The sequence below is a fragment of the Alteromonas sp. S005 genome (assembly GCF_036864475.1).
In the GTDB taxonomy this organism is placed as follows: Bacteria; Pseudomonadota; Gammaproteobacteria; order Enterobacterales; family Alteromonadaceae; genus Alteromonas.
This window is the reverse complement of the sequence record NZ_JAZETN010000014.1, coordinates 17,620-29,988: the sequence shown is the minus strand read 5'-3', so window position 1 is coordinate 29,988 and position 12,369 is coordinate 17,620. Positions and strand designations below refer to the sequence as shown.

11 protein-coding genes are annotated in these 12,369 nt (G+C 43.4%); 4 read left to right on the top strand and 7 right to left on the bottom strand.

Features of this window, described 5'->3' with window-relative positions; translation table 11 throughout:
* Positions 1-15 precede the first annotated feature (15 nt).
* On the bottom strand, positions 16-1,170 hold the full coding sequence (locus V7R55_RS14980) for an acyl-CoA dehydrogenase family protein (protein ID WP_334060101.1): 1,155 nt from the start codon (positions 1,168-1,170) through the stop codon (positions 16-18).
* 256 nt (positions 1,171-1,426) lie between these two features.
* On the opposite strand from V7R55_RS14980, the gene V7R55_RS14975 reads away from it, so the two are divergent.
* Complete coding sequence (locus V7R55_RS14975) at positions 1,427-3,010, top strand: response regulator (RefSeq protein WP_334060174.1); 1,584 nt, start codon at positions 1,427-1,429, stop codon at positions 3,008-3,010.
* A 51-nt stretch (positions 3,011-3,061) separates the two neighbouring features.
* Here V7R55_RS14975 and V7R55_RS14970 read toward each other — a convergent pair whose 3' ends face one another.
* Positions 3,062-3,937, bottom strand: a complete 876-nt coding sequence (locus V7R55_RS14970) for an NAD(P)-dependent oxidoreductase (RefSeq protein WP_334060100.1) — start codon at positions 3,935-3,937, stop codon at positions 3,062-3,064.
* An 88-nt stretch (positions 3,938-4,025) separates the two neighbouring features.
* Between V7R55_RS14970 and V7R55_RS14965 the strand changes: the two genes are divergently transcribed.
* Together V7R55_RS14965 and V7R55_RS14960 are read left to right on the top strand one after the other, a co-directional pair.
* Positions 4,026-4,508 carry a glutathione peroxidase gene (locus tag V7R55_RS14965; protein ID WP_334060099.1) on the top strand — a complete coding sequence of 161 codons (483 nt, stop codon included), beginning with the start codon at positions 4,026-4,028 and terminating at the stop codon, positions 4,506-4,508.
* A gap of 152 nt (positions 4,509-4,660) precedes the next feature.
* A complete protein-coding gene (locus V7R55_RS14960; RefSeq protein WP_334060098.1) occupies positions 4,661-5,701 on the top strand; it encodes a 2-hydroxyacid dehydrogenase in 1,041 nt (346 codons plus the stop codon).
* Between the two features lie 44 nt (positions 5,702-5,745).
* Here V7R55_RS14960 and V7R55_RS14955 read toward each other — a convergent pair whose 3' ends face one another.
* Together V7R55_RS14955 and V7R55_RS14950 are read right to left on the bottom strand one after the other, a co-directional pair.
* A complete protein-coding gene (locus tag V7R55_RS14955; protein ID WP_334060097.1) occupies positions 5,746-6,498 on the bottom strand; it encodes a methyltransferase domain-containing protein in 753 nt (250 codons plus the stop codon).
* Between the two features lie 15 nt (positions 6,499-6,513).
* Positions 6,514-7,275: a Nif3-like dinuclear metal center hexameric protein gene (locus V7R55_RS14950; RefSeq protein WP_334060096.1), complete on the bottom strand. Its 762-nt coding sequence runs from the start codon at positions 7,273-7,275 to the stop codon at positions 6,514-6,516.
* 250 nt (positions 7,276-7,525) lie between these two features.
* Here V7R55_RS14950 and V7R55_RS14945 point away from each other — a divergent pair, with 250 nt between their 5' ends.
* Positions 7,526-7,861: a hypothetical protein gene (locus V7R55_RS14945; RefSeq protein ID WP_334060095.1), complete on the top strand. Its 336-nt coding sequence runs from the start codon at positions 7,526-7,528 to the stop codon at positions 7,859-7,861.
* A 92-nt stretch (positions 7,862-7,953) separates the two neighbouring features.
* On the opposite strand, the gene V7R55_RS14940 is transcribed toward V7R55_RS14945, so the two are convergent.
* The 3 genes from V7R55_RS14940 to V7R55_RS14930 form a co-directional block, all read right to left on the bottom strand.
* Positions 7,954-8,577 (bottom strand): TetR/AcrR family transcriptional regulator, encoded by a 624-nt coding sequence (locus V7R55_RS14940; protein WP_334060094.1) that lies wholly within the window; start codon positions 8,575-8,577, stop codon positions 7,954-7,956.
* 102 nt (positions 8,578-8,679) lie between these two features.
* Positions 8,680-9,720, bottom strand: coding sequence for a protease SohB (sohB, locus tag V7R55_RS14935; protein ID WP_334060093.1), 1,041 nt, complete (start codon positions 9,718-9,720; stop codon positions 8,680-8,682).
* Positions 9,721-9,839: 119 nt separating this feature from the next.
* Positions 9,840-12,365, bottom strand: a complete 2,526-nt coding sequence (locus V7R55_RS14930; protein WP_334060092.1) for an acylase — start codon at positions 12,363-12,365, stop codon at positions 9,840-9,842.
* Positions 12,366-12,369 lie beyond the last annotated feature (4 nt).

Here is a 12,369-nt window from a genome sequence, read left to right as displayed (position 1 = left end):
TGAGCTGCAACCGCGTTAAAGAACGCTTCGCTCATCGGAAAGTAGGCGACGCCCAATAATCACACGCATAATTTCGTTGGTACCTTCAAGTATCTGATGAACACGAACATCTCTTAAGTGACGCTCAAGGGGATACTCTTTAATATAACCGTATCCACCGTGCAGTTGCAGCGCATCGTTACACACATTAAAACCCACGTCTGTTGCAAAGCGCTTAGCCATTGCACAGTAAGTCGTTTTATCAGCGTCATTGTTGTCTACTTTACAGGCTGCCATACGCACCATTTGCCTAGCTGCAACTAACTCAGTTGCCATGTCAGCTAGTTTAAACTGAAGCGCCTGAAAGCCCGCGATAGGTTTACCAAACTGTTCGCGCTCATTCATATAATCACGTGCGACGTTTAGCGCTTGTTGGGCTGTGCCTACTGAACAAGTAGCAATATTAATTCGGCCGCCATCAAGCCCTTGCATGGCCATTTTAAAACCTTGACCTTCTTTACCTAACAACCAGCTTTCTTCGAGCTTTACATTGTCAAATGTAATCATACGAGTGGGCTGAGCATTCCATCCCATTTTCTCTTCTGCTTTTCCGTATTCAATGCCATTTGCATTAGCAGGGACAGCAAATGCAGATACGCCTTTAGGGCCATCCTCGCCAGTACGGGCCATGACTACGAGAACATCTGTACTTCCTGCACCAGATATAAATACTTTAGAGCCATTTAGTACATATCCACCGTCAGCTTTAGTTGCTCTGGTTTTAAGTGAGGCAGCATCTGACCCAGCGCCGGGTTCTGTCAAGCAATAAGAGGCAAGTTTGTCACCTGTGACTAATTGTTCGCACCACATATCTTTAACTTCGCTGGTGCCCCATGTTGCAATCATCCATGTAGCCATATTGTGAATAGTTAACATGGCAGTAGTTGTGGTGCATCCCATTGAAAGCTGTTCAAAGATAATCGAAGAATCGAGTCTTGATAAGCCAAGGCCACCTGCACTTTCAGGAGCATACAAGCCACAAAATCCTAATTCGCCGGCTTTTTTAATTGCCTCTACGGGGAAATGATGCTCTCTATCCCACATAGCAGCATTTGGTGCTAGTTCTTGTTGGGCAAATTGACGGGCGGTTTCTTCAAAGGCTAATTGGTCATCGGTTAATTCAAAGTTCATTAGACATACCTTCAACTGAGTTGCTTTTTAAACACAATAACCAATACCTACCCCTTACGTAAACGTAAAGGTAAAAATTTATTTAAATATATGCACCAATAACGTAAATATTTTGTGACGTGAAGCTCATTTTGATTCTTAACTTAATGCCAGTCGATAAAACTTATCCTTTTTAATAATGCACTTTTCCCCAGCCACTGATAAGCTAGCTAAAGTTGTTATTATTCATATGATCGCCGTGGAATTTAGAATAGCCATAGTAGAAGACAATGCTACCGCTCGAACAGCGCTTCGAGGCCACCTCATGTCTATTGCTAACTTGTCGGTGAGTAGCTTTGCATCAGGCGTAGAGCTAAAAGCAGCACTAAAAAAGCAAAACTTCGAACTCTTGTTAATGGATTACCACCTAGGTCATGGGAAAACCGGTGTTGAGTGGGTACAAAATCTAAGAGAGGCAGGATTTATTCGACCGAGCACGGGAATTATCTTCCTGACTTCAGATCGCTCACCACAGATAATTGGCAGGATCATGGATCTGCAGCCAGATGTTTTGCTGATCAAGCCCTACACTATCGCTTCATTAACTCGGCAAATAAATCACTATTTAACGTACCGTGAATTTATCAAAAACGTTTTACACTCCTTGGACAATAAACAATTAGAGAGAGCGATCTCTGTTGTACGCGCCAAGATTTCAGAAGGCATTCCTCCTCGTCTTGTGGCAGATATACGTAAGCTATATGCACGGCTGCTTTATGAAAATGGCGATATTCAAAGAGCATTGAGTATTTATGATGATGTGCTTACCCGCAGTGATAAAGTGCTATGGGCTCAATGGGGCAAAGTTAAATGTCAGTATGCATCTGGGCAATGGCCTCACTGTAAAAGCCATTTAAGCCAAATGGTAAATTCGAGCTTGGCAAGAGATAAAGCGTTTGAATGGCTTGCCTCTATTTCCTTTGAGCAAGACTCATATGATCAGGTGGAAAAATACCTAAGTGAGATAAAGTTTAGCGAATTGAGTTTACCCGCAGCAAAACTTAAAACTCTTGCATATCAAAAACAGGACAAGGTTGTTGAAGCTATCGATCTTTTGCAGAAAAAACGTGCGATGCATCGAAGTGCTAAAGACAGCTTTAACGATTTCACCTTTGAATTAGCGGAGTTTTACTTATTTTTGGCTGAAGAATCACCTGAAACCAATAGAGAGGAGAGCTTATCTCAAGCTAGAAAATTAGTTGGTATTGCAGGAAGAAGCCAAGGCGACCCACAGACACTTCAAAAAAGAGATTATCTGTTGGCATTTTCAGCAGTATTAGATGGCGATTTTGAAAAAGCCGCTCACCTACTAGAAGGCGACCATATTGAAAATTACCTGCGTACCGAGCCATCTGTATTAGTTATTGCTGCTAAGGTCCATCACGGGCTTGGCGATGAACGCAAAGCGGGAGAATTATTGTTAATGGCAAAGCAGAAAAATGCTGAACTGCGAGCCATATCAGAACAAGTGATGAACGATGAGTTAATTTTCTCTGGAGGTGAACGCTTAGGGCTCAATCACGAGCAGGCTATTTCTATTAACGAAACTGGTACTCAGCTGTTTATTGAAGGGATGTTTGATAAAGCGATGAAGCATTTTTATGATGCATTTCAGCTTTCGCCGGACACCGCTGCTTTTGGATTGAACCTGCTTCAATGCATGATTGAAGCAGACACCGGCGTTTACCGTAAATTCAACATCAATTTCTTACTTGAAAAAATCACTTCATTACCCTTGAGCGAAACAAATAAAAGCCGATTAGAACAGCTTACCTTGTCCGCCCACGAGCAATCTCTTTAGTTATTCAAAGAGCGGCAGCGTTTTCTGCGATAAATGCACTCCAGAACAAGACTATTTTAGTCGGGTAAGCAAGCTAGAAGTATCCCAACGACCACCACCGAGTTTTTGAACATCTGCATAATATTGGTCAACAAGCGCCGTTAGCGCTAGTGTAGAGCCGTTTTTACGTGCTTCATCAAGTGCAATACTTAGGTCTTTACGCATCCAATCTACAGCGAAACCAAAATCAAAATTGTTATTTAACATGGTGCTAGCTCTGTTTTCCATCTGCCACGACTGTGCAGCGCCTTTGCTTATAACATCAATGACCGCGTTACAATCTAACCCAGCGCGTTGACCGAAATGCAGCGCTTCGGCTAAGCCTTGGACAATGCCGGCTATACAAATCTGATTCATCATTTTTGCTAGCTGTCCACTGCCGCTTTTGCCTAGCAGTTGGCTATGGCGAGCATAATGCGCCATGACAGGCTCTATTTGAACGAAAACATCTTCATCGCCACCAACCATGATAGTCAGTTGACCATTTTCAGCCCCAGCCTGCCCACCAGAAACCGGTGCATCTAAAAAGCCGATTTCTTTATCTTTACTGCATGCGTAAAGTTCTCTCGCTACATCTGCCGATGCGGTTGTGTGATCAACTAGCACGCTACCCGCTTTCATTATTTCTAATGCTTGTGTACCCACGTCTCTCACGTCATTGTCATTACCTACACACATGAAAACGATATCAGCGTCTTCACACGCTTCAGCGACTGAGCTGCAGGCGCTTGTTTTTGCATCAGCGTTGCCATAGGCGGCAAGCCAATCTTGTGCCTTTTTCGCGGTGCGGTTGTACACGGTGACAGAATGCCCCGCTTTGCTAAGGTGTCCAGCCATAGGAAAACCCATCACACCTAAACCTAAAAAACTCACTTTTAAATTACTCATACAGAATATACTCTAGATGAAAAATAGACATGTTTGCATTACTTAAGAGTAACAGACTTAACGACAACAAAAACACAGGAATATAACTTTGGAACTCTATGCTCACCCTATTACGTTAAACAACGGCGAACAAACTACACTTGAGCAATACAAGGGAAAAGTGCTACTTATCGTTAATACAGCCAGCAAATGTGGTTTTACCCCCCAATATGAAGGACTTGAAGCGCTTTATAAGAAATACCACGACAAGGGTTTTGAGGTTTTGGGTTTTCCTTGCGATCAATTTGGTCACCAAGAGCCAGGAAGCGATAGTGATATAGCACAGTTTTGTAGCGTAAATTTCGGTGTGTCGTTTCCTCTATTCAAAAAGACAAACGTAAATGGTCCAGATGCAAACCCGCTTTTTGAAGCTTTAAAACACGACGCTCCTGGGCTGCTGGGAACTAAACGCATTAAGTGGAACTTCACTAAGTTCTTGGTTAATGCGGAAGGTAAAGTGCTTAAGCGCTATGCACCTACCGTAAAACCTGAAGCCATTGAAAACGATATTGTTAAACTTTTAGTGGCGTAAATCCTACATAAGCGCTCCGATGATAAAAGGGTGTTTTAACATTAATTGCGCCCTCTTGATTTTATTGATCTGTGTCTACACACTTTATGTTGCACCGTGCTAAGTTATTGCGCATTGATATATTTATCGTGCAATAACCGCTGGATACAAAAATGAAAGTCACTTCATGCAAAAAAGCGCACTCAAACGAAAGCAACCTTAGTGACAAAAATATCGTCTTCTTCAGTACACGCCCTTACGAGCAGGTGATATTTTCGGAACGGTTAAAAAATCATAATGACTCTGATGGTCAAAGTATTAAAGCTTGCTTCTTTGAACACCCGCTTAACCCATCAACTGCTATAAGCTGTAAGGGATTTAGCGATGTGGTTGTATTTGTGAACGATGATGTGAACTCAGCAACCATCAAGGTGCTAAAAGACTGCGGTGTTAAACACATAGCATTACGCTGTGCTGGTTATAATAATGTAGATATTGCCGCTGCGGCTGAAGCTGACATAGCAGTAAGTCGCGTGCCTGCATATAGCCCTGAAACGGTTGCTGAACATACGCTCGCTCTCATTCTTACCTTAAACCGAAAAATCCATAAGGCTTATAATCGCGTGAGAGAAGGTAATTTTAGCCTAGATGGATTAATGGGGTTCACACTACACGGCAAAACCGTTGGCGTTATAGGTACAGGGAAAATTGGTAAAGCCGTTATTCGCATACTTACGGGGTTTGGGTGCAAGGTTCTTTGTTTCGACCCAAGCCAAGACGATGATGTAAAAGCTATGGGAGCGCAGTATGTTCCGCTAAATACGCTGTTAGAGCAAAGCGTTATAGTGACGTTGCACTGCCCGCTTAATGAAAAAAGTTATCATATAATCAATGCCGACAGCATAGCGAAAATGCCAAAAGGCGTGATGCTCATCAATACCTCTCGCGGCGGGCTTGTTGATGACACTGCCATTATAAAAGGACTAAAATCGAAACAAATAGGCTATTTGGGGCTAGATGTTTATGAAAGAGAGTCTGAACTCTTTTTCAGTGACCACTCACAGGAAATCATACAAGATGACATTTTTCAGCGTTTAACAACCTTCCCCAATGTATTAATAACCGGGCACCAAGGCTTTTTCACTTACGAGGCATTAAATGAAATCGCGGGAGCGACCCTTAAAAACATCCTTTCCGGTGAGAATACCCTATAAGCAACTTTTTAGTCACCCCAAATACATTAGAGCTGCCTGTAACCTCAACCGACTTGTGGCTTTTCAAGAATGAGTTGGAAGTATTTACCTAGCCACAAGTAAGGCTCCTGCTTGTGATACTGCCTTTCAAGTGCAAGCAGGTCGTCAAATTTGCTACTTTGGTGAGTAATATCGCGCATATAATCATGAAAACAGCGAACGCCCGCTTTATCCAGTATGTTAAAACCCAACGATTCACAGTGTTCGACAACACGCATCGCGCTAAGCGGCTGGTTAGGGTTTAGTCTAACCTGCTTTTTCGCCTTCATACCTTTGGCTATATAATCAAAATTGCCGTAGATGGCGTTAGCAAATAAGTTCGCATCTTGATTAAAGAAGCTCAAGCTTAAACGTGCACCGGGTTTCATATTACTATATATAAAATCTATGGCGTCAAAGGGAGCATCTAGCCATTCTAGAACCGCATGACAAACTACAAAGTCGAAATCGTTTAGGTCTTCTAATTGTTGTAAATACTGATGCCGAATTTTTATATTCGGCGCGCCAGAAAGCAGAGATTCCGCTTGTTCAAGTACATCCTTTGACGCATCCGTAAGAACGACAGAATGCCCTTTTGCTGCTATATGAGCCGTCATTACACCTGTGCCCCCACCTATTTCAATAACGCGAACAGGCGCTTTTAAATAAGGTTCAAGAACATCACATAATAATGAGTGCCGCAATTTACCCTTGGTCGTTCCATAAATATTGTTTGAGAACTTTTCTGCGATACCGTCGAAGATACGATCGTTGTTCATAAACTACAAACTTCGCTATGCCGGGTTGTCGATGTCAATAAACTCAACAGACACGTCGAATTGCTGCTTAATATGCTCGCCCAAAGACTTCACGCCGTAGCGTTCGGTTGCATGATGGCCGGCCGCAAAAAACGTAATCCCCATTTCCCTAGCTGTATGCACGGTTTGTTCTGATACTTCACCAGTAATAAATGCATCTACACCCAACTCGACTGCTTGTTCTATAAATCCTTGGCCACCGCCAGTGCACCATGCAAGGGTTGAAATTGGTTTTGATATAGGCCCTTCTATCAGCACATCTCGTCCCAGCAACTGCTGCAATTTAGCTTGTAGAGCCAAGCCTTCAATTGGTTCCTCGAAGTTTCCTTGCATAACAACTCCCACAGGTTTAACGCCAGTAACTGCGCTGATATTTTGAATATCTAGAATCGAAGCAAGTTGGCGATTATTGCCAAATTCAGGATGAACATCTAAAGGGAGGTGGTAAGCAAACAAATTTAGATCGTTGGTTAGTAAAGCAGAAAGACGGCGCTTTTTCATGCCAGTCACAGCCAGCGATTCACCTTTCCAAAAATAGCCGTGATGCACGATAAGCGCGTCGGCGTTTGCTTCTATCGCCGCATTTACTAAAGCCTGAGATGCAGTTACGCCTGTCACAATTTTCTCAATATTGCCTGTCCCCTCGACCTGCAGACCATTGGGGCAATAATCACTGATTTCGCTAACCCTTAACATTCCATCAAGATAATTTTGTAGTTCTAGGCGGCTAATAGACACAAGTCCTCCGGTTGAAAGTTAGACAAATTGTTAAAAAAACGCTATAAAATACGCGAACGTTTCGTATAACACCTATAAGTCGACAAACGCTTATCGCGGGAAAGCGAAAAAAGAAGGGTTTCTGAAAGCAATACCTACTTTTTAATTCGCTTTATCGATAGCGCATTGTGTTTTAATTAATCAGTCGTCACTTATTAGTATTACAAGTCAAAAACGTTCGTCATCTTAACAAAATAAAGAGCAAAAAAGCATGGCAAACTTAGACAAAGATGCAGTTATCGCGGCTTTCACTGAAGCCTATAAAAAAGCTAATGGCAAAGCGCCGTCTATCGAAAGTAAGAGCGGATGGTACAGCGTAGATGGCGGCAAAAATATGCGTTTAGCACAACTTCAGGAAATGACAGAATCGCTAGCGCCGACTTCGCCTGAAGGAACAGAAACAAAAAAAGAGAAAAGCGAGACTAAGGCAGCAGCCAAGCCTACTAAGAAAAAAGCATCTGCTTCTAAAAAATCAGGGTTTTCAGTTAAGGATTTTTGGGCAGAGAAGCTAAACGCTGAAGCACCTGGCGCAACCCTTCCCCGTTAGTTCCAGCAAGCCTTTCAAACCAAGCCTGTTTCACACTATGCCTAGTCTCCATTTTGGAGGCTAGTGTTTTATTCAATTATTAACTAAATAATTTATTTGCCGGCAAGTCCCTGTGCGACAAATGGGACAAGATGCTGGATGACTTCTTTTATATCTACGTGCTTATGAAAATCAGACTCAGCAATTTCCGTTAGTGCCTGACTTGATGCCATCGAAAAGACAAAACTTCCCATCGCGAAATGTAGTCGCCAGAACAGCTCCTCCTCAGGAAGTTCAGGTAAACAGCGTCTAATAGCATCTACAAGGGCGCGTATACAGTCGCCATAATCATGCATCAAAAACTTACGCAAGTGCCCCTGTGTTTCGTTATATCCCCGGCCAAGTAGTTTTACAAAGGTGGCAGTGCCCTGCTCGGAGATAGCATTAAGGTTTAACATGGGAGGGATAAGCGAATACAAGAGCTGCTCAACGCCTTTGGCGCCTTCAATAGGTGGGAGAGCGTCTAAGCAAGCCTTTACTTGCGGCATAAGCTCGTCAAAGTATCGCTTAAACACGGCTTGAATTAAGTTTTTCTTGCTACCGAAGTGGTAGTTTACCGACGCTAAATTTACTTCTGCTCTAGCAGTTATTTCCCGCATCGAGGTTTGGGTGAACCCGCTTTGAGAAAACAAGTATTCCGCCGCATCTAATATATCGTTTTTAGTATGCCGTGCCATGTTCTTTTTATTATCTTATGTCGATTAGAAGTTAAACGGCCATCTTTGCCCATTAACGATGTAGTTTGATACATCGTAATAAACACAGATGGCCTGTGGGTGTTAAAACCAGTGACGTGCTTTGCTCATCGTTTTCATAAACACACGTTCAACCACACTCGCTGCCGACATACCAAGCTTTTCGGCGACGTTTTTCTTCACGGCATACTTAACGCTAAAAATCTCGCGTGCTGGGTAATGCGAAAGAATATAGTCATCTGAAGTGGTGATGTCGTCAACTAAACCAAGCGCTTTAGCCTTAATTCCTGGCCAGTATTCACCAGTCGCTACTTTGTCTATATCCATTTCCGGACGCTGACTTTGCACGAAATCTTTAAAGAGCACATGGATATCTTCAATTTCCTCTTTGAATTTAGCTCGACCTTCATCGTTATTTTCACCGAAAATCGTTAGCGTGCGTTTGAACTCTCCCGCGGTATGCTGTTCGAATTCTATATCGTTTTTCTTTAGTAACTTGTTGAAGTTTGGTAGCTGAGCTAAAACACCAATACTTCCGATATACGCAAACTGTGACGCCAACAATTTATCGGCAACACACGCCATCATATAGCCACCGCTTGCCGCAACTTTATCTACAGCAATGGTCAATTTAAGACCCTTTTCTTTGATACGCTGTAGTTGCGACGCAGCAAGTCCGTAACCATGTACCACGCCACCGCCACTTTCAAGGCGAACCAAAACTTCGTCTTCTTTGTTAGCAACACATAATATTGCAGTGATCTCTTCACGCAAGTGTTCGACTTCATTGGCATCCATTGACCCTTTGAAGTCGATAACATATAAGCGAGATTTTTCAGTATCTTCTTCGTTCTCTTTCGCTTTGTTTTTAGCTTTGTTCTTCGCTTTTGCCTCTTTTTTCTGTTCTTTAGCTAACTTTTTTAACGCGTTTTTATCTAACAGAACTTCTTTCGCGTAGTTTGTGATGTCCTTCAACTGCTCAGATATAGAAACGATTTCAAGTTGTCCTTTCCCCTGTTTCTGCTTACTCGCTACACCAACAATGGTTGATACAACAACAACGAAGGCGACAACTAACGTTACTGCTTTGGCAACAAACAAACCGTATTCGTACAAAAACTCCAAACTTTACTCCTAGTAAATTAAACGGGTAAGCAGTATTGTTTACCCACAACGCAAAGAGCGGCCGTACCCGATATAAGGCAAAGCCGCTGATGTAATTACGTTATAATACCAGTCTCAACTTAGTCTGACGATAGGTTAACCTGCTCTATCTTGTTTGCTTCAATCTCTTCATCTGTGAAATAGATATCCCGCAGCGTAGGCTGCGTAGAGTAAAGTTGTGTTTGGTCTAAGAAATGCTCACTGCCGAACTTACGAGACTGTGAGTAAGTTAATATACCTCGGCCTTTTGGCCCCTCTTCGGTGAAGTTGATAACCATTGCCCAACTTGTGCCATAGTTAATATGATAGCCCCCAGCTTCAGCACTCATTGCCGTATTACTGTTTATTGTTTCATAGCTATGTCTTGGCAACTGGGTTCCGTTTCTACTGTCTCTAACATCAAATACGTTAAAGCCACCTTCAATATTATGTGCTCCAGCCCACGGTAGCTTAACACCTGAGGCTGAGCCATCTGGTAAGCTGCGTTCGACGAACTGCACTTCTCCTAGCGGGGCATCAAATGCGACCCCGGCTTGCTCAATAACTTGTGTAGCTCGTGCCAATTGCTCAAGGGTGGTGGTGTTTTGAACTAAACCTGATGGCGTAGTAACAGGTGCATCAAGAGAGAACGGTACTTCCCACTGGGGAGCTTGGTTAAACTGAAAGGCAAACTCCCTGAAAACGTGCGCGCCAGTACTCGTAAGGTTCATTGTTCCGTCCCAATCCTCTAGGGCGGCACAGGCTTGCGATACATCAACGCTTGCTCCATCTACTTCTACTGGCATATCACCCTGCTCTGCGCATAGTTCAAGCAAAGATGGCAATATATTTTCTGCTAGATAGCTTCGGTTATTTAATAGTAGCCCTTCAACTTCTTCAGGTGTGAAAGTACCGTCGCTCCCAGCTTCGTTTTCAATAAACTGCTGCCCCATACGTGAACGCAAAGACTGTTGATTCTCTACACTTCCAAACAGTGGATTACTGACAACAATGGGCGAGTCTAAATTTGTTAACCAATAGCTATTATTTGAATTCTGAACCGAGTCTGTGCCTTCGTATTTCGGCGCCTCTTCATAGGGAACAGGGCCTTCAAAGTCGAATTGAGAGATATTGCCCGGTAATACCGTAAAGCCAGCGGCGGCTTTCGTTTGAATAAGCAACGGGTTAGTTGTTAATTGCTCAATTGCCGTCTCAGTTAAATTTGGTACGGTAGAGTCGTCGATGTAAAATACTTGGCCATCTGCCGACGCCGCCATGGTGTTATTGAAAATAACCCCATCATAGTCTTTGAACGCCTGCTTAAACTCATCCATTGATGTGGCCATATTCATAGCTAGCCAATGATCAACAACATCAAAATTAGGCAGGTTAGCGTCTTTGATGGCAAACGCATTGTCAGTGTTCCAATCGAAGTTACCTGGGACTTCAATCATTGGGCCGTAGTTAGTGTAGTAGGCCGTCTTATTCAATTTGATCGTTTGCCCGCCACCTACCGCAACATCAATTTGAAGTGGTTTTTCATAAATAGTACGCTTGCTTCCATCCACCACATGGGTAAGGCCTGATGCATCGTTTTCATCAAGAGTCAGCTGATACACAACGAAATGCTCTGCTGTAGAAAATGTGTGGGTCCACGCTACGTTTTCATTGAAACCGATGTTAACTGCACCAGGTAAACCCATAAGAGAACTACCTGTTACGTTGAGATGGCCGGGTACTTGAGCATGGAAGTTCCAGAAGCGCAAGTTTCCGGTATGAGGGAAATGAGGGTTACCCAAAACCATTCCTTTTCCATTCGTCGTTTTATCACTACCTAACCCCCACCCGTTAGAACCCATTTCTTGCGGGTTTCTATCAGGCAAGCCCACTGATGGCGTAATTTTAAATGACGAGGCAACTTCACTTGATGACGCAGCTGGTGTTGGTAGGTAACTCTCTCCTTGTGGCGCGGCAATAAACATTGGCCCTAAGAGGTTAGCTGCACCAGGCAGAAGCGCTACACCAAGTGAGTAAGTTAAGAGATCGACACTATCAATTTCTGTGACCCAAGGTTGTCCTGCACAGCTCTGGTCTTGGTCTTCTAAGGGCGTTTCACTCAAATACTTGTTATAACCCGCCGTATAGCCCTGAAACATTGCGCGGGAATTTACAGACAGACGCGATAAATTTTCTTCCGCGAGCTCTCTGATGCCAAGTGTTAAAAAGCCAAAGTCGTTGATTAGGTGCTCTGAGTCGCCGCTACCCGGCACTTGGTCTGGGCCAAAAAACTTGGCTCGCTCAGAATTGTACTTAACAATTTGGTCAGCCAGTACGCACAGGTTATCTCTCGCAAAGGCGTAACCTACACCATATGCCATACTTTCTAAATTATCCGCTTTTACGTGTGGTACACCGTAGGTCGTCCACGTCACGTCAGCCGACAGACTACCGTCCGGCGCAAAAGCAGGAATAGGTGTGGGTGCAGGCTCAGGCGTGGTAGGCGTTGGCGGCGCTGGTTGCTCTATATTTGAAAAATCATTGTCGTTATCGCCACAAGCGGTTAGTAGACCTGCAAGTGAAAGTGCAATTAGCGTCCGCTTAGCAGTAAATGTGTTTTGATTGGTCATCGCA